Source organism: Chitinimonas arctica (assembly GCF_007431345.1).
Lineage (GTDB): Bacteria > Pseudomonadota > Gammaproteobacteria > Burkholderiales > Chitinimonadaceae > Chitinimonas > Chitinimonas arctica.
This window is the reverse complement of record NZ_CP041730.1, coordinates 2,680,109-2,706,408: the sequence shown is the minus strand read 5'-3', so window position 1 is coordinate 2,706,408 and position 26,300 is coordinate 2,680,109. Positions and strand designations below refer to the sequence as shown.

Annotated in this window: 23 protein-coding genes; 19 read left to right on the top strand and 4 right to left on the bottom strand. The window is 59.2% G+C overall.

Features of this window, described 5'->3' with window-relative positions; genetic code table 11:
- Positions 1–28: 28 nt before the first annotated feature.
- The 13 genes from mnmG to FNU76_RS12175 all read left to right on the top strand — a co-directional run bounded on the left by mnmG (position 29) and on the right by FNU76_RS12175 (position 11,321).
- The gene (gene mnmG / locus FNU76_RS12235; RefSeq protein WP_144278460.1) at positions 29–1,939 is read left to right on the top strand and encodes a tRNA uridine-5-carboxymethylaminomethyl(34) synthesis enzyme MnmG; all 1,911 of its coding nucleotides are present in this window, start codon (positions 29–31) and stop codon (positions 1,937–1,939) included.
- Positions 1,936–2,577 (top strand): 16S rRNA (guanine(527)-N(7))-methyltransferase RsmG, encoded by a 642-nt coding sequence (gene rsmG, locus FNU76_RS12230; protein ID WP_144278459.1) that lies wholly within the window; start codon positions 1,936–1,938, stop codon positions 2,575–2,577. The genes mnmG and rsmG overlap by 4 nt, the downstream gene beginning before the upstream one ends.
- Positions 2,574–3,338, top strand: coding sequence for a ParA family protein (locus FNU76_RS12225; RefSeq protein WP_144278458.1), 765 nt, complete (start codon positions 2,574–2,576; stop codon positions 3,336–3,338). Before rsmG ends, FNU76_RS12225 begins: the two co-directional genes overlap by 4 nt.
- A gap of 7 nt (positions 3,339–3,345) precedes the next feature.
- Complete coding sequence (locus FNU76_RS12220) at positions 3,346–4,191, top strand: ParB/RepB/Spo0J family partition protein (RefSeq protein WP_144278457.1); 846 nt, start codon at positions 3,346–3,348, stop codon at positions 4,189–4,191.
- A gap of 122 nt (positions 4,192–4,313) precedes the next feature.
- Positions 4,314–4,721 (top strand): hypothetical protein, encoded by a 408-nt coding sequence (locus FNU76_RS12215; protein ID WP_144278456.1) that lies wholly within the window; start codon positions 4,314–4,316, stop codon positions 4,719–4,721.
- A 17-nt stretch (positions 4,722–4,738) separates the two neighbouring features.
- Complete coding sequence (atpB, locus tag FNU76_RS12210) at positions 4,739–5,590, top strand: F0F1 ATP synthase subunit A (protein ID WP_144278455.1); 852 nt, start codon at positions 4,739–4,741, stop codon at positions 5,588–5,590.
- Between the two features lie 50 nt (positions 5,591–5,640).
- Positions 5,641–5,913 carry a F0F1 ATP synthase subunit C gene (atpE, locus tag FNU76_RS12205; RefSeq protein ID WP_144278454.1) on the top strand — a complete coding sequence of 91 codons (273 nt, stop codon included), beginning with the start codon at positions 5,641–5,643 and terminating at the stop codon, positions 5,911–5,913.
- 29 nt (positions 5,914–5,942) lie between these two features.
- The gene (locus tag FNU76_RS12200; RefSeq protein WP_144278453.1) at positions 5,943–6,413 is read left to right on the top strand and encodes a F0F1 ATP synthase subunit B; all 471 of its coding nucleotides are present in this window, start codon (positions 5,943–5,945) and stop codon (positions 6,411–6,413) included.
- A gap of 5 nt (positions 6,414–6,418) precedes the next feature.
- Positions 6,419–6,955: a F0F1 ATP synthase subunit delta gene (locus FNU76_RS12195; RefSeq protein ID WP_144278452.1), complete on the top strand. Its 537-nt coding sequence runs from the start codon at positions 6,419–6,421 to the stop codon at positions 6,953–6,955.
- A 32-nt stretch (positions 6,956–6,987) separates the two neighbouring features.
- Positions 6,988–8,529 carry a F0F1 ATP synthase subunit alpha gene (gene atpA, locus FNU76_RS12190; protein WP_144278451.1) on the top strand — a complete coding sequence of 514 codons (1,542 nt, stop codon included), beginning with the start codon at positions 6,988–6,990 and terminating at the stop codon, positions 8,527–8,529.
- Between the two features lie 28 nt (positions 8,530–8,557).
- On the top strand, positions 8,558–9,424 hold the full coding sequence (gene atpG, locus FNU76_RS12185; protein WP_144278450.1) for a F0F1 ATP synthase subunit gamma: 867 nt from the start codon (positions 8,558–8,560) through the stop codon (positions 9,422–9,424).
- A 40-nt stretch (positions 9,425–9,464) separates the two neighbouring features.
- The gene (atpD, locus tag FNU76_RS12180) at positions 9,465–10,883 is read left to right on the top strand and encodes a F0F1 ATP synthase subunit beta (RefSeq protein ID WP_144278449.1); all 1,419 of its coding nucleotides are present in this window, start codon (positions 9,465–9,467) and stop codon (positions 10,881–10,883) included.
- Positions 10,884–10,895: 12 nt separating this feature from the next.
- The gene (locus tag FNU76_RS12175) at positions 10,896–11,321 is read left to right on the top strand and encodes a F0F1 ATP synthase subunit epsilon (RefSeq protein ID WP_144278448.1); all 426 of its coding nucleotides are present in this window, start codon (positions 10,896–10,898) and stop codon (positions 11,319–11,321) included.
- Positions 11,322–11,667: 346 nt separating this feature from the next.
- On the opposite strand, the gene FNU76_RS12170 is transcribed toward FNU76_RS12175, so the two are convergent.
- Positions 11,668–13,353: an anti-phage dCTP deaminase gene (locus FNU76_RS12170; RefSeq protein WP_223878997.1), complete on the bottom strand. Its 1,686-nt coding sequence runs from the start codon at positions 13,351–13,353 to the stop codon at positions 11,668–11,670.
- A 309-nt stretch (positions 13,354–13,662) separates the two neighbouring features.
- On the opposite strand from FNU76_RS12170, the gene FNU76_RS12165 reads away from it, so the two are divergent.
- Positions 13,663–13,767: an ATP synthase delta/epsilon chain alpha-helix domain-containing protein gene (locus FNU76_RS12165; protein ID WP_308418645.1), complete on the top strand. Its 105-nt coding sequence runs from the start codon at positions 13,663–13,665 to the stop codon at positions 13,765–13,767.
- Between the two features lie 135 nt (positions 13,768–13,902).
- On the opposite strand, the gene FNU76_RS12160 is transcribed toward FNU76_RS12165, so the two are convergent.
- Positions 13,903–16,029, bottom strand: a complete 2,127-nt coding sequence (locus FNU76_RS12160; protein WP_179958093.1) for an NHL domain-containing protein — start codon at positions 16,027–16,029, stop codon at positions 13,903–13,905.
- Positions 16,030–16,407: 378 nt separating this feature from the next.
- Here FNU76_RS12160 and FNU76_RS12155 point away from each other — a divergent pair, with 378 nt between their 5' ends.
- The 5 genes from FNU76_RS12155 (at position 16,408) to FNU76_RS12135 (ending at position 23,707) form a co-directional block, all read left to right on the top strand.
- Complete coding sequence (locus FNU76_RS12155; RefSeq protein ID WP_144278446.1) at positions 16,408–17,025, top strand: hypothetical protein; 618 nt, start codon at positions 16,408–16,410, stop codon at positions 17,023–17,025.
- A 52-nt stretch (positions 17,026–17,077) separates the two neighbouring features.
- On the top strand, positions 17,078–18,448 hold the full coding sequence (gene glmU / locus FNU76_RS12150; RefSeq protein WP_144278445.1) for a bifunctional UDP-N-acetylglucosamine diphosphorylase/glucosamine-1-phosphate N-acetyltransferase GlmU: 1,371 nt from the start codon (positions 17,078–17,080) through the stop codon (positions 18,446–18,448).
- A 159-nt stretch (positions 18,449–18,607) separates the two neighbouring features.
- A complete protein-coding gene (gene glmS / locus FNU76_RS12145) occupies positions 18,608–20,434 on the top strand; it encodes a glutamine--fructose-6-phosphate transaminase (isomerizing) (protein WP_144278444.1) in 1,827 nt (608 codons plus the stop codon).
- 383 nt (positions 20,435–20,817) lie between these two features.
- Entirely contained in the window at positions 20,818–23,187 is a 2,370-nt protein-coding gene (locus FNU76_RS12140) for an RHS repeat domain-containing protein (RefSeq protein WP_144278443.1), read from the top strand.
- 13 nt (positions 23,188–23,200) lie between these two features.
- Positions 23,201–23,707, top strand: a complete 507-nt coding sequence (locus FNU76_RS12135) for a hypothetical protein (protein ID WP_144278442.1) — start codon at positions 23,201–23,203, stop codon at positions 23,705–23,707.
- Positions 23,708–24,083: 376 nt separating this feature from the next.
- Here the strand turns inward: FNU76_RS12135 and FNU76_RS12130 are convergent, their stop codons facing one another.
- Together FNU76_RS12130 and FNU76_RS12125 are read right to left on the bottom strand one after the other, a co-directional pair.
- Positions 24,084–25,487 carry a heavy metal sensor histidine kinase gene (locus FNU76_RS12130; RefSeq protein ID WP_144278441.1) on the bottom strand — a complete coding sequence of 468 codons (1,404 nt, stop codon included), beginning with the start codon at positions 25,485–25,487 and terminating at the stop codon, positions 24,084–24,086.
- On the bottom strand, positions 25,484–26,155 hold the full coding sequence (locus tag FNU76_RS12125; protein ID WP_144278440.1) for a heavy metal response regulator transcription factor: 672 nt from the start codon (positions 26,153–26,155) through the stop codon (positions 25,484–25,486). Before FNU76_RS12125 ends, FNU76_RS12130 begins: the two co-directional genes overlap by 4 nt.
- Positions 26,156–26,300: the final 145 nt, after the last annotated feature.

Genomic DNA, 26,300 nt, shown 5'->3' with positions numbered 1-26,300 from the left:
TTGCCCTTCTTTTTCAGGCACTTAAGCGATGCGGTACCCAGAGAGTTTCGATGTGATCGTGATCGGTGGCGGACATGCCGGCACCGAAGCCGCCCTGGCCGCGGCCCGCATGGGCGTGCGCACCTTGCTGCTGACCCATAATATCGAGACGCTGGGGCAGATGAGCTGCAACCCTTCCATCGGCGGTATCGGCAAGGGCCACCTGGTCAAGGAAGTGGACGCGCTGGGTGGCGCCATGGCGCTGGCAACCGACCACAGCGGCATCCAGTTCCGCATCCTGAACGGCTCGAAAGGCCCGGCGGTGCGGGCGACCCGCGCCCAGGCCGACCGCATTCTGTACAAAGCCGCCATACGCGGCATGCTGGAGAACCAGCCCAATCTGACCCTGTTCCAACAGGCCGTGGACGACATCGTGGTCGAAGGCGACCAGGTAAAGGGCGTGATCAGCCAGATCGGCATCCGCTTCGATGCACCCACCGTGGTATTGACGGCCGGTACCTTCCTGGCCGGCAAGATCCATGTCGGCCTGCAGAACCATACCGGCGGCCGGGCGGGCGACCCCGCCTCGGTCACGCTGTCGGAACGGCTACGTGAATTGCAGCTACCGGTGGGCCGGCTCAAGACCGGCACGCCGCCGCGCATCGACGGCCGCAGCATCGATTTCCGGGTAATGACCATGCAGGCCGGCGACGAGCCTCGGCCGGTCTTCTCGGCGCGCGGCAGCCGTGCGATGCACCCGCGTCAATTGCCGTGCTGGATCACCCATACCAACCAGGCCACCCACGACATCATCCGCGGCGGTTTCGACCGCTCGCCCATGTTCACCGGCGTGATCGAAGGGGTGGGCCCGCGTTATTGCCCTTCCATCGAGGACAAGATCAACCGCTTCTCCGACAAGGACTCGCACCAGATCTTCCTGGAACCGGAAGGCCTCAACACGCACGAGTACTATCCGAACGGCATCTCCACCAGCTTGCCCTTCGATGTCCAGCTGGCCGCCGTACGTACCATCGCCGGCCTGGAGAACGCCCATATCCTGCGGCCCGGCTATGCCATCGAATATGACTACTTCGACCCACGGGCGCTGAAGGCCAGCTTCGAGAGCAAGGCCATCAAGGGACTGTTCTTCGCCGGCCAGATCAACGGCACCACCGGTTATGAAGAAGCCGCCGCCCAGGGCCTGTTCGCCGGCCTGAACGCAGCCTTGCAGGTGCAAGGCCAGGCCAGTTGGACACCGGCCCGCGACCAGGCTTACCTGGGCGTGCTGGTGGACGACCTGGTCACCCGCGGGGTGTCCGAGCCCTACCGGATGTTCACCAGCCGCGCCGAATTCCGGCTGCAGCTGCGCGAAGACAATGCCGACCTGCGCCTCACCGAGGACGGCCGCCGCCTGGGCGTGGTGGGTGACGAGCAATGGTCGCTGTTCAGCCGCAAGCGCGACGCCGTGGCAGCCGAACTGGAAAGGATGAAATCCACCTGGGTCAATCCGCGCCTGATCAGCCCCGAAGATGCCCAGCGCGTTTTCGGCCAAGCCATCGAGCGCGAATACACCCTGGAACAACTGCTGCGCCGCCCCGACGTCGACTACGCCAGCCTGCTGAGCCTGCCGGCGGCCGGCGAAGCGGTCGCCGATCCTCTGGTGGCCGAACAGGTGGAGATCCAGGTCAAGTATGCCGGCTATGTCGAGCGGCAGAAGGACGAGGTCGCCCGGCGCAGCGATATCGAGAATGTACCCTTGCCGGCCGAGCTGGACTACGGCAAGGTGCCGGGGCTGTCCAAGGAAGTGCAGCAACGCCTCAACCAATACCGGCCGGAAACACTCGGCCAAGCCTCGCGCCTGCAAGGCATGACACCAGCCGCCATCGGCATTCTGCTGGTGCAACTGAAACGCGGCTTCAAAGCCGTTGACGACAACGACACGACACAAAAGAGCGCATGATCGGGCATCGACAAGAACAACAGCTCAGGGAAGGCTTGGCCGAACTGGGCTTGCCGCTGGCCGACACCGCTGTTGAGCGGTTGCTGGCCTATCTCGGTCTACTGCTGAAATGGAACAAGACCTACAGCCTGACCGCCATCACCGAACCGGAGCGGATGGTTTCGCACCATCTGCTCGATAGCCTGGCTGCATACGCGCCCATCGCGGCGCACGCACCCACGCGCCTGCTCGACGTGGGCAGCGGTGGCGGACAACCCGGCATCCCGCTGGCCATCGCCCAGCCGGACTGGCATATCACCCTGCTGGACAGCAATCACAAGAAAACCGCTTTTCTGCGCCAAGCCGTGATCGAGCTGGGCCTCAACAAGCAGGTCGAGGTGGTCTGCGACCGCGTGGAGAACGTCCAGCCGGCGCAGGCATTCGACCTGATCACCTCGCGCGCCTTCGCCGACCTGGCCGATTTCAGCCGCCTGACCCGCCATTTGCTGGCGGACGGCGGCCGCTGGGCGGCGCTCAAAGGCGTGCAGCCCTTCGAGGAGATCAGCGCCCTGCCGGAAAATATCCACAGCGAGATTACCCCGCTGGCGGTGCCCGGCTTGGGCGCCGAACGCTGCATCGTGTGGATGACGCCCCGATGAGCCGGGTCATCGCCTTGACCAACCAGAAGGGCGGCGTCGGCAAGACCACCAGCGCGGTCAACCTGGCCGCCGCACTGAGCTTGGCCGGCCAACGCATCCTGCTGATCGACCTCGATCCGCAGGGCAATGCCACCATGGGCTGCGGCGTGGACAAGCACGGCCTGGGCCGGAGCGTCTACCATCTGCTGCTGGGCCATTCCGAGCTGAACGATGTGCGGGTCGCCACCGAACACGGCTTCGATATGCTGCCGGCCAATCGGGAATTGGGTGGCGCCGAAGTGGAGCTGATCGAGCTGGAGCATCGCGAAGTGCGCTTGCGCCTGGCGCTGGAGCCGGTCCGCCAGGATTACGACATGATCCTGATCGACTGCCCACCCGCCCTGAATATGCTGACCCTGAACGGTCTGGCGGCCGCCGACGGCGTGATCATCCCCATGCAGTGCGAATACTACGCACTGGAAGGATTGACCGACCTGGTCAACACGCTGCGCAAGGTGCGCCTGGCCATCAATCCCAAGATCGAGATCGACGGTCTGTTGCGGACCATGTACGACCCGCGCAGCACCCTGGCGCAACAAGTGGTGGCGCAACTGGCGCAGCATTTCGGCGACAAGGTGTTCCGTACCGTCATCCCGCGCAATATCCGGCTGGCCGAAGCCCCGAGCTTTGGCCGCCCGATCTTCGCCTACGACAAATCCTCGCGCGGTGCGCTGGCTTATCAAGAGCTGGCTACCGAGCTGCTGCAGAGATTCGGAAAGTAAAAACGATATGGCCAAGCTGAAAGGTCTGGGTCGCGGGCTGGATGCCTTGTTGGGCGCCACCGCACCGGTCGAGGAAAAGCTGCAAACCCTGCCCGTCCACTATCTGCAGCCGGGCAAATACCAGCCCCGCACCCAGATGGACGAGCATGCGCTGGCCGACCTGGCCGAATCCATCCGTAGCCAGGGTGTCATCCAGCCGGTGCTGGTCCGCGAAGTGGGCGTGGATCGCTATGAGATCATCGCCGGCGAACGGCGCTGGCGCGCTGCCCAGAAAGCCGGCCTGACCGATATCCCGGCCGTCATCCGCAAGGTGTCCGACGAAGTCGTCCTGGTGATGGCGCTGATCGAGAATATCCAGCGCGAAGACCTCAACCCGCTGGAAGAAGCCATCGGGATGCAAAGGCTGATCGACGAGTTCGGCATGACCCACGAAGCGTGCGCCCATGCGGTGGGCAAATCGCGCTCGGCGGTTACCAATCTGCTGCGCCTGCTGAACCTGGCCGATCCGGTGCGCGAACTGCTGCTGCAGGGCGCGCTGGACATGGGCCACGCCCGTGCGCTGCTCACCTTGCCGCTGCTCAAGCAGATCGAGATGGCCAAGCTGGTAGCCGAAAAAGGCCTGTCCGTGCGCGAAACCGAGAAGTTGGCGCAAGCCCTGCTGGCCGGCCAGCCCACGCCGGCCACTGCCAGCAAGAAGCCCGACCCCGACCTGGCCCGCCTGCAGGAAGACCTGTCAGACAAGCTGGGCGCCCGGGTACAGATCGCCACCGGCAGCAAGGGGCGCGGCAAGGTCACCATCGAATATGGCTCGCTGGACCAGCTCGATTCGCTGCTGAGTCTGCTACGCCAGTAGCCCCAGCCCCATCATGGGGCAGCCACAGCGCCGCCAGGTAGTCGATCGAGATCGATTACATTTTGAAATTTACCCGAAAAAACAGGCCATTAGGCTCTGCATCGGGGCAGCCGACTTGACCAATGCACCAAGAGAAAGCTAATATCCGCGGGTTTTCGACTGCCTTGTCACCGGCAGAAAAACTACGGAAACAGATTCGTGCCGTGCTGTTCGTGATGTCGGCCCTCACCGGGGTTGTTGCCACGACAGCATTTTTTATCGCCGATGCCAAAGCGATGCTCGCCGCCCTGCTGGGTGGCTTGAGCCAGATCGCAGCGGTATTGGCCTATGGCCGAGTGAGTCGATTCAACGGAATTCCGGCCCCGAACGCGATGCTCGCCCAGTTTTTACTGGCCGAAATCGTCAAGCTTGTTGTTGCGCTGACCCTGCTGGTCGCCGGCTTCATCTTGTTCGGGGCGAACGCACTGTGGTTCGCCGGTGCGTTCGTGGCTGCCTTGGCAGCCTATCTGCTGGTACTGGTTTCTACATAAATCACTGCTCAATCACTATGTCGGCTGAACAACACGCACCTGCCAACGCTACCGAGTACATTCAGCATCACTTGCTGAGTCTTCGCGCGTCCCATGACCTGCCGGTCGACGACCCAGGCAACTTCCACCTCGATACCTTCTGGATCTCGCTGATCCTGGGCTTCATTTTTATCGCTGCCTTCGGCCTGGTCGCCCGCCGCGCCTCGGTCGACAAGCCGTCCAAGTTCCAGTTGTTCGTCGAACTGATCGTCGAGCTGGTCGATACCAACGTGAAGGAAATCTTCCACGGCAAGAGCAAGCTGGTCGCTCCGCTGGGCCTGACCGTGTTCGTCTGGGTCTTCCTGATGAACGCCATGGACTTCCTGCCCGTCGACCTGCTGCCGCGTATCGTCGCGATGTTTGGCATCCACCAGCTCAAGGTAGTTCCCACCGCCGACATCAACCAGGGCCTGGCCATGTCGCTGTCCGTGGTGCTGCTGTCCATCGGTCTGGGCATCCAGGCCAAGGGTTTCGTGGGCTTCTTCACCGAATTCTTTACCACCCCCTTCCATGCCGACGGCGTGGTGATGAAGATCATCCTGCTGCCCGTCAATGCCTTCATGCAGTGCGTCGAATACGGTTCGCGCATCCTGTCGCTGGCACTGCGGCTGGTCGGCAATATGTTCGCCGGCGAACTGGTGTTCATGCTGATCGCCCTCTTGGGCATGACCTGGACCGGTTTCAATCCGGGCTCGCTGCTGGCCATGTTCGGCCAGGTAGTCGCCGGTTCCGTCTGGGCCATCTTCCATATCCTGATCGTGCTGCTGCAAGCCTACATCTTCATGATGTTGACCATCGTCTACTGCGGCCTGGCCGTCGAAGACCATTGATTTCGTTTCACCCTTTTTCTTTAAATCACCATCCTCACTAGGAGTAACAAATGGAACACGCAGTCCTGATCGCTAACGTCCAGCAATTCACCGCTATCGCCATCGGCCTGATGATCGGCCTGGCCGGTGTTGGCGCTGCTATCGGTGTGGCACTGGTTGGCGCCAAGTTCCTGGAAGGCGCTGCCCGCCAGCCTGAGTCGGCCGCTGCCCTGCAACCCAAGCTGTTCGTTATCGCCGGTCTGGTTGACGCCATCTTCATTATCGCCGTTGCCGTTGGCCTGATGTTCGCCTTCGCTAACCCACTGGTTGCAATGATCAAGTAATTAACCCGCATTAATGAAAGGGTTAACCCATGTATCCTAACGCGTCCCTATTCGGGCAGGCGTTGGTCTTTGCGATCCTGGTACTGGTAACGTGGAAGTTCATCTGGCCTCCACTCGTTGCCACCCTGGAAGAGCGCGCCAAGCGCATCGCAGATGGCCTGTCTGCTGCCGACCGCGCCAAGCACGATCTGGAACTCGCTGAAAAGCGGGCAGCCGATGAAGTGCGCAAGGCCAAGTCGCAAGCGTCCGAGATCATTGCCCAAGCCGAGAAGCGCGCCGCGCTGATCGTCGACGAAGCGCGCGAAACCGGTCGTGTAGCCGGCGAGCGTGAAGTCAGCGCAGCACGCGCCGATATCGAGCAGCAAGCCCATCACGCCCGCGAGGAACTGCGTCAACGCGTTTCCGAGCTGGCTGTCGCCGGTGCAACACAGATCCTGCGCCGCGAAGTGGATGCTGCTCGTCACGCCGACCTGCTGACTTCCCTCAAAGCGGAGCTGTAGAGCTCATGGCCGAACTCACTACCGTCGCAAGACCTTACGCCGAAGCCGCTTTCCGGCTCGCGAAAGAGACGAACAGTCTGCCGGCATGGTCGGAGGCGTTGGCCGTATTGGCCGTCGCAGCCAAGGACCCGCTGGCAGTCGAGTTCGCCACCAATCCCAAGTTCTCCGCGAGCCAGGTACACGCCCTGCTGATCGACTTGCTTGGCGCACGCGCCAATCAGTTGATCAGCAACTTTGTCGCCGCCGTGCTGGAAAACCGCCGCTTCATCCTGCTGCCCCTGGTTGCCGAACAGTTCGAGCACCTGAAGGCAGCCGAAGACGGCGTGGTCAAGGCACATATCGAGTCCGCCTTTGCCCTGGACGCCGCCCAGCTGGAACAGTTGAAGTCCCTGCTGGCCAGCCGCGTGTCGAGCAAGATCGAGACCACGGTAAGTGTTGACCCGGAGCTGATCGGCGGCGTGCGCATGACCATCGGTGACGATGTCATCGACGCTTCAGTGCGTGGCAAGTTGGCGGCCTTATCGGCTAGCCTCTCCCAATAAAACAGGGCGAGCAAAAATATGGAGTGCAAACCATGCAATTGAATCCGTCCGAGATCAGCGAGCTGATCAAGAGCAAGATTCAGAATCTGTCCGCTGGTGCCGAAACGCGCACCACCGGTACCGTTATTTCGGTGACTGACGGCATCGTCCGCGTCCACGGTCTGTCCGACGTGATGCAAGGCGAAATGCTGGAATTCGTCGGCAATACCTTCGGCCTGGCCCTGAACCTGGAGCGCGACTCCGTCGGCGCCGTGGTACTGGGCGACTACGAGCACATTTCCGAAGGTACTGAAGTCAAGTGTACCGGCCGTATCCTGGAAGTGCCCGTGGGCCCCGAGCTGAAGGGCCGTGTCGTCAACGCCCTCGGCCAGCCTATCGATGGCAAGGGTCCGATCAACGCCAAGGCTTCGAGCCCGATCGAAAAGATCGCCCCCGGCGTTATCGCCCGTAAGTCGGTGTCGCAACCGCTGCAAACCGGTATCAAGGCGATCGACGCCATGGTGCCGGTCGGCCGTGGCCAGCGCGAACTGATCATCGGTGACCGCCAGACCGGCAAGACCGCTGTCGCCCTGGATGCCATCATCAACCAGAAGGGCAACGGCGTTACCTGTATCTACGTTGCCATCGGTCAGAAGGCTTCCTCGATCGCCAACGTGGTGCGCAAGCTGGAAGAGCACGGCGCGATGGATCACACCATCGTCGTGGCCGCCGCCGCTTCCGAATCCGCCGCCATGCAGTACATCTCCCCTTACGCCGGTTGCGCGATGGGCGAGTACTTCCGCGATATCGGCGAAGATGCCCTGATCGTATACGACGACCTGTCCAAGCAAGCCGTGGCCTATCGTCAGATCTCGCTGCTGCTGCGCCGTCCGCCGGGCCGCGAAGCTTACCCGGGTGATGTGTTCTACATCCACTCGCGTCTGCTGGAGCGTGCATCGCGCGTGAACGAAGAGTACATCGAGAAGATCACCAATGGCGCCGTGAAGGGCAAGACCGGTTCGTTGACCGCGCTGCCTATCATCGAAACGCAGGCTGGCGACGTATCCGCCTTCGTGCCGACCAATGTGATTTCGATCACCGACGGTCAGATCTTCCTGGAAACCGACCTGTTCAATGCCGGTATCCGTCCCGCGATCAACGCCGGTATCTCGGTGTCGCGCGTCGGTGGTGCAGCTCAGACCAAGGTCATCAAGAAGCTCGCCGGTGGTATCCGTACCGCCCTGGCCCAGTACCGTGAACTTGCCGCCTTTGCCCAGTTCGCTTCCGACCTGGACGAAGCCACCCGCAAGCAGCTCGATCGTGGTCGCCTGGTTACCGAACTGTTGAAGCAAGGCCAATACGAGCCGAAGAAGGTGTCGCAGATGTCCGTGACCCTCTACGCCGTTGAAAAAGGCATGGCGGACGACGTTCCGGTTGAAAAGGCGCTGGCTTTCGAAGCGGCTCTGTATGCCTACGTCAAGGCCAACCACGCTGCCATCATCGATGAGATGGACGGCAAGGGTGAGTTGTCCGGCGATAACGACAAGAAGCTGGCGGAAGCCATCAAGTCGTTCAAGGCAACTGGCGCTTTTTGATTTGATCGATTAACAGAGAGGTCAAATCATGGCAGGCGGTAAAGAAATACGTAACAAGATCAAGAGCGTGCAAAACACGCGCAAGATCACCCGCGCCATGGAAATGGTGGCCGCGTCCAAGATGCGCAAGGCCCAGACCCGGATGAAGGCAGCACGTCCCTACGGTGAAAAGATCCGTAACGTGACGGCCCATCTGGCTCAGGCCCTGCTGGACTACGCCCACCCCTTCCTGACCAAGCGCTCGCAAGTTAAGCGTGTTGGCCTGATTGTGGTGACAACCGACAAGGGTCTGTGCGGCGGCCTCAACACCAACGTGTTGCGCACCTCGCTGAACCAGATGAAGGCCTGGCAACAGGCCGGCGTCGAAGTCGATGTCAGCGCCATCGGCAACAAGGGCTTGGGCTTTATGCAGCGCATGGGCGCTCGCGTGGTCTCGCATGTGGTGCAACTTGGTGATACGCCGCACCTCAATCGTCTGATCGGCCCGGTCAAGGTCATGCTGGATGCCTACACCGCCGGTCAGATCGACGAACTGCATATCGTCTACACCCGCTTCATCAATACGATGAAGCAGGAACCGACCATGGAACAGCTCCTGCCTGTGCCTGCCGACCGCATGAAGCCGGTCAGCCAGCACCCGTTCGAGTACATCTATGAGCCGGCGCCGGAAGTGGTGATCGACGATCTGCTGATTCGTTATATCGAGGCACTGGTTTATCAGTCCGTGGCCGAGAACATCGCCTCCGAGCAAAGCGCCCGGATGGTTGCGATGAAGGCCGCTTCTGACAATGCCGGGACGGTGATCGATGAGCTGAAGCTGGTCTACAACAAGACCCGCCAGGCAGCCATCACCAAGGAACTGTCGGAAATCGTCGCCGGCGCGGCGGCGGTCTGATCGCGCTGCGGAACGAATACAAACTTTAAGGAATGCAACGATGAGCCAAGGGAAAATCGTGCAAATCATCGGCCCGGTCGTCGACGTGGAATTTCCGCGCGATGCCATGCCGAAGATTTTCGATGCACTGACGCTGGCCAGCCCCGAACTGACGCTGGAAGTTCAGCAACAGCTGGGTGACGGCATTGTCCGCACCATCGCCATGGGTTCGACCGATGGCGTCAAGCGCGGTCAAGCCGTGAGCAATAGCGGCAACCCGATCTCGGTACCGGTTGGCAAGGCCACGCTGGGCCGTATCATGGACGTGCTGGGCAACCCGGTTGACGAAGTGGGTCCGGTTGTTTCGGAAGAACGCTGGCCTATCCACCGCAAGGCACCGAAGTTCGACGAACTGAACCAATCGGTTGACCTGCTGGAAACCGGTATCAAGGTGATCGACCTGATCTGCCCGTTCGCCAAGGGCGGCAAGGTGGGTCTGTTCGGTGGCGCCGGTGTGGGCAAGACCGTGAACATGCTGGAGCTGATCAACAACATCGCCAAGGCCCACTCGGGTCTGTCGGTGTTCGCCGGCGTGGGTGAGCGTACTCGTGAGGGTAACGACTTCTATCACGAAATGGCCGACTCGGGCGTTATCAAGCTGGACAACCTGGCCGAATCCAAGGTCGCCATGGTTTACGGCCAGATGAACGAGCCACCGGGCAACCGTCTGCGCGCCGCGCTGACCGGTCTGACCATGGCCGAGTACTTCCGCGACGAGAAGGACGAATCCGGCAAGGGCCGTGACGTGCTGTTCTTCGTGGACAATATCTATCGCTACACCCTGGCCGGTACCGAAGTGTCCGCCCTGCTGGGCCGTATGCCGTCCGCCGTGGGTTACCAACCTACCCTGGCCGACGAAATGGGCCGTCTGCAGGAACGTATCACCTCGACCAAGACTGGTTCGATCACCTCCATCCAGGCCGTTTACGTGCCAGCCGATGACTTGACCGACCCGTCGCCAGCCACGACCTTCGCCCACTTGGACGCAACCGTCGTGCTGTCGCGTGATATCGCCTCGCTGGGTATCTACCCCGCCGTTGACCCGCTCGACTCCACTTCGCGCCAGCTGGATCCGCAAGTCGTGGGCGAAGAGCACTACTCGGTGGCCCGTGGCGTGCAGCAAACCCTGCAGCGCTACAAGGAATTGCGCGACATTATCGCGATTCTGGGCATGGACGAATTGTCGGCGGAAGACAAACTGGCCGTGGCTCGCGCCCGTAAGATCCAGCGCTTCCTGTCGCAGCCGTTCCACGTGGCCGAAGTGTTCACCGGCTCGCCGGGCAAGTACGTATCGCTGAAGGAAACCCTGCGCGGCTTCAAGGGCATCCTGAACGGCGAATACGACCACCTGCCGGAGCAGGCCTTCTACATGGTCGGCGGCATCGACGAAGCTGTCGAAAAAGCCAAGACCCTGGCATAAGGTAGGAAAAAAATGGCCATGACGATGCATGTGGACGTAGTGAGCGCTGAAGAGCAAATCTACTCGGGTACCGCCGAATTCCTGGCGGCTCCCGGCGAGATGGGCGAAATCGGCATCCTGCCGCGCCACGCCCCGCTGCTTACCCGCATCAAGCCGGGCGCGCTGCGCATCAAGGTCGCCAACAGCAACGAAGATGAAATCCTGATCTATGTATCCGGCGGCATCCTCGAAGTACAACCGCACGTGGTAACGGTCTTGGCCGATACCGCGATCCGCGGTGGCGATCTCGACGAAGCGAAAGCCTCGGAAGCCAAGAAATTGGCCGAAGAAGCCCTGGCCAACCGCTCCGGCGCCATGGACTACGCCAAGGCGCAAGCCGAATTGGCCGAAGCCATTGCCCAACTGGCGGCAATCCAGAAGCTGAAGAAGCGCGGCTGATCTAGGCCTCGATGTACGGAAAAAAACAGGGCAGCCGCGAGGTTGCCCTGTTTTTTCATCATTCGACTTGCCTCACTCAGCTCAAGTGGTCATCTAGGCAACTACCCGGTTCGCACCCGCTGAGGTTCAAGACACTTCCCACTATGCCTTGACGCTGCGGAAATAGTTTTCGCTGATGCTTCGGTAGATTGATTTGTCCGAGGGCGATGCAGCCAAATTATGTACTTCGATAACATTTGCCGCAGCTGACACTTGCGCATGAGTGCGTTCCGTACGGGCTGCTTGCTGCCTGTTTACAGCTACCAACACGGGTAATTCGAGTTGCGAACCTGGGTTCTGGGGCTTCCTAGACATTGGAGTTCTCCTTAAGAACCAATCCTGGGAAAGTGAGTTGCTTACTTGCAATCTCTGCAACCACAACCTCCTCAAGACGAGGGATTGCTCGGAGACTAACGGATGTAGACGGTGTAGCGTCATCCCTTCTCTGTAATCGTAGCACTCCACGCTCCTTCCGTGAGTTTGCTTCAAATAAATCAATGAATCGTCGTGGCGCGATACCATCAAACTGCAGCAACTGCACTTTGGCTTTGTCGCTCACGGATTCGGTCAGCGCATCTGGATGTAGACGCGTCGCCAAGCTCTTTCTGTAGGGTTCAATGTAATGAACCTCTGCGATACCCGCAGCAACGATGTGTCGAGCACACGAGTGACAGGGATAGGTGGTGACATACAACTTCCCACCAACGACACGGTCTCCGGCTACGCGACTCGCTCCGAGAATCGCGTGCATTTCAGCATGTACTGCTCGGGAAAATTCTATCAAGTCCTTGACGCGGGAGTCCTCAAGAATTTTTTGCACGGCGATATCCTGTTGCCCGGAAGCCAATAACGATTCCTTGGCTAATATATCAACAACCATCTTTGCAATAACTTTCTTCTCTTCATCGTTGTGACATTTTCGCCCGGTCTCAGCGAAGCATCTATGGTCATTGCTATCAGCATCTGCTGAACCGAAAGCCCGATGAAGCGATGCAGATAGGGCGGGTTTTCCATATAACCCACCCCCACTTCTAGGCACATCGTTCCATCCCACAGCTAAAAGTTCTCCTGAAACGCTGGTTACAGCGGCTCCAACTTGGCGTGACATACACGCGGAATTTCGTGCCGCCGAGGTTGCCGCATACATTGCCGTTTCTTCCGCGGTAGGCGTAACAATATCCGCGTGGAAAATTAGATCGAAAAATCTTCGAAGCTTCATTCCCAGCTGACCCAACGCTTGTCGTTCAGCAGCACCTACTATTGAATGATCGACTCGAAGAAAAAAATCGCACTTTGGAAAGGTATTGCGAACTGACTGCCCGTGATCGAACTCCTCACCAGAATCAATATCTATCAGCTTACCAATCTCGTCAGCCGTCAACGCACCCGGACGTTCAAGATTTTGAGTGCGTATCTCCAAAGGAGAAAACACTCCAATTGCAAACAATAGATTTCCATATATCAATCGAAGCAAAGCCAACTCGGAATCGTTCTTTACTGAGTCAATAATGTGGCATACCCTTTGATTCTTGATTTTATTTTCTATCGCCACGCCGACTTCACTGGCGACATCTTCAAATGCTCCATATTGCTTACTGCGATCGCCGCTTATTTTCGCTATCGCGAGCTTTGCTAGAATATCGCTCCCAAATTTTCCGCGCAGCTCGTCCCCTGCATTTATTAGGGAGGCAATTTCATCAAACTTAGTTGCCGCCGATATAGACACCCCCACTTGGCTGGCATTAATTCGGATCAAATTGCTTAGCCTGAGATGTTCACACTTGTAATTAAATTCGTGCAAGACACTACCTACTTGTTTAGCGGCCTCGTGCAAAGGTGATCCAATCGGACCGCACAGTACAACGACCAACTCCGGGGTCAGGCTATCCATGGCCTCCCGAGTTGCATTGACTGCGAAATCCGCTGATATTTCTTCTGACGCTACAACATTGGGTGTCGATCCTGTTTTTTGTAATTGCGCGACTTTAGCCACGATATTATCCTTCTTCTTTTTTGTTAGACGTCTTACATACAGCTATATCTCCCACTCATTCTTCTGCAAAAGCATCACTGTTTTTGGATTTTATTTCTACGATGGCGATCAGATCTCTGCACCCAGGATTAGCACTGCGCTAAAAATAGTCTTATTTTTCGAATTACAATCCGACCACATATGTACGTATTAGGTACCGAGAACCAATAAAGCCAGCCGGAAGGCTACCTTATTCATTATGCGATGGCTTTTATTCCGGCAAATGATCCGCGACTATGGCAAACACCGCATGGCTCGGGCTAAGAAGCCCTGGCCAACCGCTCCGGCGCCATGGACTACGCCAAGGCGCAAGCCGAATTGGCCGAAGCCATTGCCCAACTGGCGGCAATCCAGAAGCTGAAGAAGCGCGGCTGATCTAGGCCTCGATGTACGGAAAAAAACAGGGCAGCCGCGAGGTTGCCCTGTTTTTTTGTCCTCAGTCCGCTGGACCCGCGCGGCGCCGACGGCCATGGCTGAGCCTCGGCCGCCGCGCTACGCAGGTGGGAAGGATTACGGCAAAGTCAGGATCAGGATCGCTGCACCGCTACTGACGGCGAAACGTCGTTCGCCCAGATAGTGGATACCGATCGGGCTATCCAGTTTGCCCGGCAAGGGACCAATCCGATTCCCGCGTTGGCCGGGTGTTCCGGCAACGGTACTGACCACACCGGAAGGCGTGATTTTGCGGATCACGTGGTTGCCGGCGTCGGCCACATACAGATTGCCGGTCTCGTCCATGGTTATGGATGAAGGAAAATTGAAACCGGCTTGGCTGCCGATACCATCCTCACTGCCAGGCGGCAGCGTGTCGAGGGGGATACCCTGCTCACCCGTATTGCCGGCCAGCGTGCTGACCACACCAGTCGAGCTGATCTTACGAATATTGCCGTTGTATTCATCAAGGACGTACAGGTTACCAGCCTGGTCGGAAACCATTTCACCCGGCACGCGAAAGGTAGCGGCGGAACCGATGCCATCAACGTTGCCATAGCCACCTTGCCGGCCCGCCACGGTGGTGACGTTGCCCGATGGGGCAATCTTGCGGATCAGCGCGGAGGACGTATTCACCTCGGCATGGTAGTAATCGGCGAAATAGATATTGCCGACACTGTCCACCTCTAACCCACCAGGACCATGATAGGTATTCTCGGGTGTAGGGCCATTCCCCTTAGGTGCGAGCGTCGAGACGAACACGGTGCTGACCAAGCCACCGGGAGAGATCTTGCGTATGGCGGCGTTCCCGCTGTCCGCCACATAGAGATTGCCTGTCGCATCGATGTCGATATCGTAGGGACGCTTGAAGCGGGCAGCCGAGCCTTGACCGTCGGTAGCGCCTTCGCTGCCGGCTACACCGGCGAAGGTGGTGACATCGCCGCTGCGGCTGATCTTGCGGATGGTCGAATCGCGGATCTCAGCGACATAGATATTGCGGTCGGCATCGCTCATCAATGCAGCTGGACGATTGAACCGCGCGGCAGCGCCGTTCCCGTCGGCACCGCCACTCTGCCTGGCCATGCCGGCCCAGGTACTGACCACCAACTGCGGGGTGATCTTGCGCACGGTATGGTTTCCAAAATCGACGACCAGCAAGTTACCGGCCCCATCGATCGCAAGTCCTTGTGGGGTGCTAAAGCGCGCTTGGTCGGCATGGCCATCGGCACGCCCACCCGCATTGTCGCTTTGCCCACCCGCAAAGATGCTGGTTGCTCCGGCTGGCGTGATCTTTTGGATACGGTTCTCCGTATCCCTTGTCAGCAGGAAATTACCGTCTGCATCGACCACCAAGCTACGATGCACAGCGGGAACGGCGTCGTATGCCGGATTCCGGCCGACCACGGTGCTGACTACCCCACCTGCGGTGATCTTGCGGATGCTGCCATCGCCGCAAACCACGAACAGCACACCGTTTCGGTCAAATGCCAATGCATTCGGCTCGAAAAAGCGTGCGGCCATGCCAATGCCATCGGTATAGCCTGCCGTGTCGGGCAAACCGGCCAGCGTGCTGACCGTGCCATCCGGGCTGATCTTGCGAACCGTATGGTTGCTGTTGTCCGCTACGTAGATATTGTCGCTGGCATCAATGGCGATGCTGGAAGGCCGATCGAAGTGAGCCCTGGTACCAACGCCATCGTTATGGCCGGCGACGCCGGCTTCGCCAGCTAGCGTGCTGACCGCGCCCTGTGGCGTGATCTTGCGGATAACCTGGTTGATGGCGACATAAATATTGCCTGCGCTATCTACCGCCATGCCGTTGAGGTCGTTGATGCCGAAGTCACCGGGGCTACCCAATGCGCCCTTCGTGCCCGCAAGCGTACTGACCGTGCCGGCGGCAGTGATTTTGCGAATCACGAAATTTGCGCGGTCCGCAATATAGACATTGCCCTGCTTATCGACGGCAATGCCACGCGGCCCATTGAAGCGTGCGTCCGTCCCCTCGCCATCGAGGTTGCCCGAACCGCCGATATTACCCGCCAGCAGCGTTATCCCGGCGGTTGGAGGCTGGGGCTGGGGCTGTGGGGTATTGCCGTCGGAGCCGCCTCCATCCCCACCTCCCCCTCCACAGGCGCTAAGTAAGAGACAGGGCAAGATCAGCGCGAGAGCGCTGATTACCAGCTTGGGAGTACGAGGGTAAGACAAGGGAAGCTCCTGTGGGACGAATAGCCAACCGCTGCGGCAAACCTGAGCAGTGTTGCTGTAAATGGACAAACCGTACGACTTCAAACCAGCCTCAGCGCCATGACCGATTGGACGGCATCGGATGGCGCCCACCGATCAAAGCCGGCAGGGAGCCGGCACCCTAGCTTTTTTGCGCTGAGCTGTATGTAGGCCGCAGAGGATATAAAGGGTGGGGCGCATTTACCGATGCTTGCGCATTAGCAAAAGCGTTCCAGCAAACGACGATCCGCACCGATGGCAACTAAGGACATTGCCCCGACTCCTCCGCATGGCATATAAGTCATACACGGCTCCACCCGGCAATCTAGTCCAGGGAGTAGGCCGTCCAGAGGAGGAAATATGACCCAAAGCACCCGTTGTCACGTGGCATTGCCTTTCACCCTAAGCGGCGGCTTTCTTGCCGCGACCTTGATCCTTACCGCTTGCGCGACCGGCCCCACCGACGGCACGGCCCGGCTAAGCGGCACATCGGGCGAAGCACCCGCTACAGCCAAGCCTGCAACCGTCGTACAGCCCGCCAAACAGGACGCCGGTAAACAGCCATCGCGCTCGCTGGCTTCGACGCCAACCGGCGCAAACCCAGCCCTGCCGGCAAATGTAAAAGCCGCGCTGGAGCAAGCCTTGTCCTGCAAATCGATCAGCAAGCGCTTCGACCAGATCGAGACCGTGCTCGATAGTTACGGCTGGCCCCGCGACGGCAGCCCGTTCACCCTGCCCGCCCCCATTAAACTGTTTGGTTACGAGACGCGCCGGGTCGCCCTGTTCCGTGATGGCTTTGAACATCGCTACCGCGGCTATTTCAGCAATGTGACCCTCGCCAAGCTGAAGAAGGCGGCATCCCTGCAAATGGGCAAGGACAAGCAGACCTACGGCCGCAATACCAAGTTGGGCGTCCTGTCCGCCAGTAGCGGGGCTGACGGACAGGTCTTGAACTGCACGGTCGATACCAAAGCCTGAGTCACGGCGGCGGCTATAATCGCCATCTGCCCATTCCTACTCGCCCGAAACCATGCCACTCAACGTCATCATCCTCGCCGCCGGACAAGGCAAGCGTATGAACTCCCGGCTGCCCAAGGTCCTGCAGCCATTGGCCAGGCAACCCATGCTGGCCCATGTGCTGACTGCCGGTCGCGCCCTGCATGCCGAACGGCTGGTCGTGGTCTACGGTCATGGTGGCGAGCAGGTGCAAGCCGCTTTCGCCGGGCAGGCCGACGTGCAATGGGCACACCAGGCCGAACAGTTGGGAACCGGCCATGCGGTCGCGCAGGCGCTGCCGCATTGTGTCGATGGCACCGCGCTGATCCTGTACGGCGATTGTCCGCTGATCACGCCCGCCACCCTGCAAGCGCTGCTCGACGAAGCCGGCCAAGACAAACTGGCCGTGCTGACCGCCGTGCTGGCCAACCCCAGCGGCTATGGCCGCATCGTGCGCGATGCGGCGGGCCAGGTGCTGAGCATCGTCGAGCAAAAAGATGCCGACAAGGCGCAACTCGCCATCACCGAGATCAACACCGGCTTTATCGCCGCGCCGCTGGCCCGCCTACGCGATTGGCTGCCGCGCCTGAAGAACGCCAATGCTCAAGGCGAGTACTACCTGACCGATGTGATCGGCATGGCTGTCGCCGACGGTGTACCGGTCGGCACCGTGACGGTGGAGGACGCCCAGGAAGCAGCCGGCGTGAACGACAAGCGCCAATTGGCCGACTTGGAACGCGCTTACCAGCGTCGCCAAGCCGATAGGCTGATGGCAGCCGGCGTCACCCTGCTCGACCCCGCCCGCTTCGACCTCCGCGGTACGCTGGAACATGGCCAGGATGTTGAAATCGACGTCAATGTGGTCCTGGAAGGTCACAACACGCTGGGCAGCGGTGTCAAGCTGGGTCCGAACGTATTCCTGAAAAACGCCGTACTGGGCGACAACGTCATCATCAAAGCCAACACCGTTATCGAAGACAGCACCGTGGGCGCCGGCTCGGACGTCGGCCCCTTTGCCCGCATCCGCCCGGACTCGGTCCTGGGCGAAAACGTGCATATCGGCAACTTTGTCGAACTGAAGAAAGCCCGCCTGGGCAATGGCAGCAAAGCCGGTCATCTCGCCTACCTGGGCGACGCCGTGATCGGCGAGCGGGTGAATATCTCGGCCGGTGTCATCACCTGCAACTACGACGGCGCCAACAAGTTCGTCACCACCATCGGTGACGACGCCTTTATCGGTACCGACACCCAACTGGTCGCCCCGTTGCGGATCGGCGACCGTGCCTATATCGCCGCAGGCTCGACCATCACCCTCGATGCACCTGCCGACGCCCTCACCATCTGCCGGGCACGCGGGCAAAAGTCGCTCGACGGCTGGCGCCGACCCACCAAGCAAAAGTCGTAAACGCCGAACAGGGAAGCCGGAATATCCCGGCCTTCCCTGTTCGGTGAACCGTTTTATGCTTATGTCATATAAATAAAAATTTCACTGATGACGTAAACATACTCCCGGCATGCGAACTTTTGCCTAGACTTGCCGAAACTGAACCAACGGAGCTTACCCATGTGCGGCATTGTCGGCGCAATTGCGCAGCGTGATGTTGTAGCCCATCTGATCGATGGTCTGAAGCGGCTGGAATACCGTGGCTACGATTCGTCCGGCGTGGCCATGCTGGCCGACGGCGCCATCAGCCGGGTACGCCGGGTCGGCCGCGTCGCGGAGATGGAAAGCGCCGCCCAGGCGGAACAACTGCACGGCACCCTGGGCATAGGCCACACCCGTTGGGCCACCCATGGCGGTGTCACCGAACCGAATGCCCACCCCCATATCTCGACCAGCGTGGCGGTGGTACACAATGGCATCATCGAAAACCACGATGAGCAGCGCCAAAAGCTCAAAGCCCTGGGCTATGTATTCGAATCGCAGACCGATACCGAAGTCATCGCCCACCTGATCGAACATCATCTCAAGGGCAGTGGCGATCTACTCAAGGCGGTGCAACTCGCCGTACAGGAGCTGCATGGCGCCTACGCCATCGGCGTGATTGCCCGCAACCTGCCCGGTCAACTGGTCTGCGCCCGCATGGGTTGCCCGCTGCTGATCGGCCTGGGCGAAGGCGAGAACTTCATCGCTTCGGATGTCTCGGCCGTCTTGGCCGCCACCCGCCGCGTCATCTTCCTGGAAGAAGGCGATGTCGCCACGCTGGGCGTGGACGAAGTCCGCATCTTCGACAAGTCCGGCACCGCCGTGGAACGGCCGGTACGCGTCTCCGAGGTCTCGCTGGCCTCGCTGGAACTGGGCCCGTACCAGCACTTCATGCAGAAGGAAATCCACGAGCAGCCCAAAGCGCTGGCCGATACCATCGAACAGGTCCTGGATACCGGCTTTGCCGCCAGCCTGTTCGGCGATGAGGACGGCGAGCTGCTGCGCCAGGTGGAAGGTGTACAGATCCTGGCATGCGGCACCAGCTTCTATGCCGGCTCGGTCGCCAAGTACTGGATAGAAAGCATTGCCAAGCTCCCCTGCACGGTAGAAATCGCCAGCGAGTACCGCTACCGCAGCGCGGTCGCCAATCCACGCTACCTGGTGGTCACCATTTCCCAGTCGGGCGAGACCCTGGACACCATGGAAGCGCTCAAGTATGCCCAGTCGCTGGGGCACGGCTTGAGCCTGTCGATCTGCAATGTGCGCGAATCCGCCATCCCGCGCGCCAGCAAGCTGGTGTTCTACACCCGCGCCGGCGCCGAAATCGGCGTGGCATCGACCAAGGCCTTCACCACCCAACTGGTCGCCCTGTTCACCCTCGCCACCACCTTGGCCAAGGTGCAAGGCCGGCTGGACGGCAACAGCGAACAGCACTACCTGGATGCCCTGCGCCAACTCCCGGGCAGCGTGCAGCACGCCCTCAACCTGGAACCGCAGATCAAGCCCTGGGCCGACCGCTTCACATCCAAGCAACACGCCCTCTACCTGGGCCGTGGCGTGCACTACCCCATCGCCATGGAAGGTGCGCTCAAGCTCAAGGAGATCACCTATATCCATGCCGAAGCCTACGCCGCCGGCGAACTGAAGCACGGCCCGCTGGCCCTGGTGGACGAAGCCATGCCGGTGGTGGTGATCGCCCCCAACGATGCGCTATTGGAAAAAGTGAAGTCTAATATGCAGGAAGTGCGTGCGCGTGGCGGGGAGCTGTTTGTCTTCGCTGACCTGGATAGCCATTTTGGGGAGTCGGATGGGGTGCATGTGATTCGCACACCGCGCAACGTCGGCGTGCTCAGTCCGATCGTGCATGCTATTCCGGTGCAGCTGCTGGCTTATCACACGGCGCTGGCGCGGGGGACGGATGTGGATAAGCCTAGGAATTTGGCGAAGTCGGTGACGGTGGAGTGAGGGGCGATACGCGATTGTGAGGATGTTCTTCGGCATTAGTGTCGGAGGCATGACATTAAAGTCTGAGACAGAGTGACCCAGATTGCTGCTTCCCGGATCACTGGAAGCAGCATCTTGCATCGGCGTAGATCGCTGCGCGATACCACCATAAAAGCCTGGTTCTTCGAACCGCCAAAGTTCGGTGCCAACGTCGTGTTGGCAGACGGTATTGCTGCCATGTTGCGGCGCAATAAATCGCTTGCCCACCTCATCCTTGATCATTTACATTCTTTGCTCGCTATTCAGCCTCGCGCCGCCCCCGTCTCACCCGGAGCCGTGTGTGTTGGCCTCACCTAGGTGGCCTAGTTGTCCCGTCCCACCGCCTGTCTCGCAAGCTAAGCCTGATGAAATACATTCTTTGCACTCTCGCCGCCCTGGCCATCAGCCAGCCGCTGTCCGCCGCTACCGTCCAGACGATCAAGCGCGAATTCGACTTGCACGGCAATCTCGCCAAGGAAATCCGCAACGACGGCGGCTGGACCGAATACACCTATACCCCCGGTGGCAAGGTCAAGACCCGCACCGACGACCTGGGCCGCCTCAGCGTCTTCGATTACGATGCGCTCAAGCGTATGACCACGCGGACCGACACGGCCAACGGCGTGACCCGTATCCAGCGCTTCGACTACGACGGCCGCAACCGCCTGACCAAGTACACCGACCCGCGCGGCTTGGTCACCACCTATACCTATAACGGCTTCGACGAGGTCCTGGTCCAGACCAGCCCAGACAGCGGCATCACCACGACGGTCCCCGATGGCAAGGGCGGTACCGACACCGTAACTGATGCCAAGCGTCAAACCACCAAGTACCACTACGACCTAGCCGGCCGGCTGGACAAGCTCACCTACGCCGACCAGAGCAACATCACCTTCGGCTACGGCACCACAGGCACACGGGCTGGCAAGTTACAGCTGATCACCGACTCGCAAGGCGATCAGATCAGCATTCCCTACGACGACCTCGGCCGTCCCATGGGCGAGTGGCGCACGATTGCCGGCAAGCAATACATCACCCGCGAAAACTACGACAGCGCCGGCCGACTCAAGCAGCGGGTCTACCCCAGTGGCCGCACCATCACCTACAACTTCAATGCCGCCGGCCAGGTCAACCAGATCCTGACCCAAGCCAATGCCTCCGCGCCTACCGCCGTATTGGCCAAGGACATCAGCTATCGCCCCTTCGGCGCAGCGCAGAACTGGACTTACGGCAATGGCGAACTCCGCACAAGTCACTACGACCTCGATGGCCGACTCGATCAATTCAGCCTGGGCGACAGCACCGTTATCCTGGGCTATGACACCGCTGGCCGCATCAAGACCCAAAAGATCAGCGGTGGTTGGTGGGAGCGCATGCTACAGAAGCTCGGCCTGCCAGCCGGCCAGCAAGCTCAGTACGGTTACGACGGCTACGACCGCCTGAGCAGCTGGCAGGACGGCACCAACAACCAGACCTACAAGTACGACAACAGCAGCAACCGTACCGAACTGATCGTCAAGGGCAAAACCTTCGTCCAACGCGTCGAGACGACCAGCAACCGCTTGACCGCCAGCGACGGCCCGCAAAGCAGCGTCTATGGATATGACGCCAATGGCAGCCGTACCAGCGACACCAAGCAAAACTACACCTACAACGCCCGTGGTCGGCTGATCGCCGCCGCTGGCGCGCAATACGTCGTGAACGCCCTCGGTCAACGTATCATCAAGACCTACCAAGGCCAGACCACGGTCTACCACTACGATATGCAGGGCCATCTGATCGCCGAAAGCGACCAGCTGGGCAATACCAAGCGGGAGTACGTGTACCTTGATGACACACCCATCGCCGTCATCGACTTCGGTGCGGTCCGCTATATCCATACCGACCACTTGGGCACGGCACGTCTGATCACCGACGCCACCAAGCGGCCGATCTGGGCGTGGCAGGGCGAGCCGTTTGGCAACACACCGCCGAATGAGGATCCGGAGGGAACGGGCGGGGCTTATGCCTACAATCCGCGTTTCCCGGGGCAGTATTACGACAAGGAAACGGGGTTGTACTACAATTTCCATCGCGATTACGATCCTGCACAAGGCCGTTACGCGCAGTTTGATCCGATTGGCCTTCAAGGCGGACTCAACCCCTACGCCTATGTTGATAACAATCCACTTCTGGGCCTTGATCCATACGGACTATACGATCTTAGCGATGCGGCTTATGACACCGCAACCGCCGTGGTCGGTTTTGGTGACACTGTCAGCTTCGGACTTACCAGTAAACTCCGAGACTTTAATGAAACAAATCAGTACGTTGAAAAGTGTGGGTCCGCGTATACAGGCGGGCAGGTTGCCGGCGTTGCAGCTGCAACCGTTATTGGCGGTGCCGCTGGCGCTAGGGCCGCAGGCACCAGGGGCGCTGGACGAGTGTTTTCTCATTGGGCCCCTGCTCGATTCTTTAACCCAAAGAGTCCTAGCTACAAGCCAACGCTCGACAAATTGGCTGGCTGGGCGGAGGGAACCATATTGAACGGAAACTACGTCAGTAGAATCCGCCATTTCAAACATGATCCCTATGCGTTTGGGAAGATTAAAGGGGAACATCTGGCCTGGGGTGCAAAATGGAGCCCGTGGCTACAGCAGCTAGATCGAGTCCCAAATATTTATTGGGGCATGGCGGGCGGGGCAGGTGCGGGCGCGGCAAGCATGGCGAGCGGCAGTCCAGATTGCGGGTGTTAACAAGGTGGCGAACATGTTGCGACGACTTGTGAATAGGCTTTTATACAGCCAAGAGCATGAATTACGCTCATATGAAATTGCTTGTATTGTCGCATTCAGAAATGCGCTTGATGAAATATCGGGCGCCGCTTTGGATGCTCAACTGGCGAGGTACGACTTTATACAACGCTCACCTAATGGTAAGCATCTTGCTTTTTTTGACGCTGATTCTGACGATAAATGCTCGACGTGGCCGGCGTCTGACTTGTTTCATTACAAGTCCCCTCCCGTTTCCGCTATGCGCATAAATTTTGCCAGCGCCGCCTTTCTGGATGGCAAGAAAAGAGATTTCTGCGCTGATTTGTTCGTGATGAACGGGCGTCTCGCCGGAATTGAGTTCGAGAAAGCACCGCCGTCAACTGTGAAGCTTGATCCTCTCCGAAAGCTAGAACCAGGACTACTCACTAGGCTGAATGATTCCGCTCAAATGATTGAAGCTGCGGAGCTTCTCATTAAGTTGAATTCAGAAAACGGCAAATAAAATATTTGTCGGAATGAATACAATCTATGGGGCTGATCGGCGGGAATAAATGGGTACAGAACGCTGAACGAGTATGAACATTGATACGCTTGTAAAGACTGTCCTCTCAGCAAGTCGGAAGTGATTACTCTGACAAATGCCCGTATTTAAGGAAGCTCTGCAAAAGTCGGCCGCAATGTGATTGAATCCTGCCACCTTCTTCGCGCCACTCGAAAGCCATGAAACAACGGAGCTTTGCTGACAACGTACTCACCAAGCAACTCAAGACGACCAATCGCCAGCAGTTTTTGGCCGAGATGGAACAAGTCGTCCCGTGGGTTCCGCAGTGATCGGCACAGGAGCTGGCGCGCTAACAGAACCAATTGAACCGCCCGGCTTACCCCGCCACGTCCGGCCGTTCATGATGAGGAAAACGAAGGTTAATGCTGATCCTGTTGCGATCATGCTGGGCGTCCACTGAACCCTGATGTACCCGCATGATGGAACGCACGATTGCCAGTCCAATGCCGGTGCCATCCACGTCGCGGTTCAAGGGGGCGTTGCCACGGATGAAGCGGGCGAACAGGCCTTGTAGCTCGGCTTCGCTTAACGCCGCACAGGCATTGCTGACCGTGATCACCAATTGCTTGGCTTCGTGGCGGATATCCACCTGGATCGTTGTTTCCGGCAACCCGTATTTCACGGCGTTGGAGAACAGGTTGGTCAACGCACGGTGCACCATAAGCCGATCTGCGAAGAGATTACCGGCGCCGCGGATCTGGATATCCTGCTGCTTGTCGGAGGCTATGTATTCGAAGAATTCAGCCACCTGCCGGACTTCGTGTAACAGGTCGACCTGAGCCCGCTCCAGTACCAACATGCCATGGTCCGCTCGGGCAAGGAACAGCATGTCGCCAACCATATTCTTGAGCTTGCCGAACTCTTCCAGGTTCAAATGGTGCAGCTCTTCGTACTCCTGAATCGACCTTGGCCGGCTCAGGATCACCTCGGTCTTCTGCAGCAGACTGTTGATCGGCGTCCGCAGTTCATGCGCGATGTCCGCAGAGAACTGCTCCAGATTGCTGAAGCTCTGGTTGAGCCGCGCCAGCATCAGATTGATGCTGGCCACCAGGCTGCGCACCTCGTCCGGCGCCTTGCCTATGGCAAGCGGGGTATGCAGTTGGTCAGCCGTCAGTTGTTCGGCTTCGGTCGCCAACTTCTCCAGGGGGGCCAGGCCACGTCGAATGACCAGGTATCCGATGCCGCCACATAACAGCGCAGCGAGCACACTGATGGCAACCGCCGTACTGCGATAGCGTTTGATGGTGAGCCGGGAGTCACTGACATTTATCGCGAGATAGACCGCATCCAGCGGCTTTGGCCCACCCTCCGTAATGGCGCTCTTCCGAACCAGCCAGGCATCATTCTCGTGGTAGAGCGAAAGTATCTTCCTGTCAGGAATGTCGCCGTGTTTTTCCAGTGCGTGCTGAAACTTCAGTTCGGGCACCACCAGCCAACCGGATCGGCCTTTCACGGCAATCAACAGCCTGGGATGCCCGGTCGTGATGTCCTGTAACTTCTCGATCAGGTCATAAGGCTGGATTTCATCAGGCATGTCCTGGATCAGCTGCTCCAGCGCGTTCATCTTGCCCTGGATCTCTTCGTGGTCCGCCGCATTCAACTGGGCTTCCAACGCCACATAGAACATCAAGCCCGCGCCAGCAATTACGAAGACCGAGGTGATCGTCAGCATGACGATCAGTCGAACGGCGAGACTGTTGCTACCGCGTAACCACTTCACTCGCGTCGCTCCAAGACGTAGCCAAAGCCGCGAACCGTATGGATATAAGGGTGCTCAAAAGGATCGTCGACCTTGGCCCGCAAACGCCTGACGGCCACCTCGACCACGTTGGTATCCCGGTCGAAGTGCATCTCCCATACAAGCTCGGCGATCAGGGTACGCGATAGCACTTCGGTTTGCCGGCGCAGGAACAGCGTCAGCAGGGCGAACTCCTTGATGGTCAGGTCAATACGCTGTCCATTTCGCTCTACCCGCCGCCGCATCACATCCAGCTTCAGGTCGCGTATGGTCAGTACATTCATATCCTTCTGCTTGCCCCGGCGCAGGATGACCCGCACGCGGGCCAGCAGTTCGGAGAACGAGAACGGCTTGATCAGGTAGTCATCGGCGCCGAGCTCGAGGCCGCGCACGCGATCCTCGACCATGTCACGGGCAGTGAGAAACAACACCGGCATCATTTGCGTTTCTCGCAGGCGCCGCATCACTTCCCAACCATCCATACCCGGCAGGCCGATGTCCAGAATCACCAGGTCATAATCGACCGTGGTGCCCTGATGCAAGGCGTCGGGCCCATTGCGCACCCAGTCAACCACCAGTCCATTCTCACGCAGTCCCTTGACCAGATATTCGCCGATATGGGCTTCGTCTTCGGCCAGCAGTATGCGCATTCAGTGGCACTCCCCTGCCATGGACAGGCCGGCCTTCCCAAGACATGGGTGTTGGTCGTCGGAATGTTGTCGGTCCTTGGCGTAGAAAAGCGGGCCTGGCCTTGCGTGCTGTCGTACCTGATGCATCTGGTCCTTACCTTCTAAA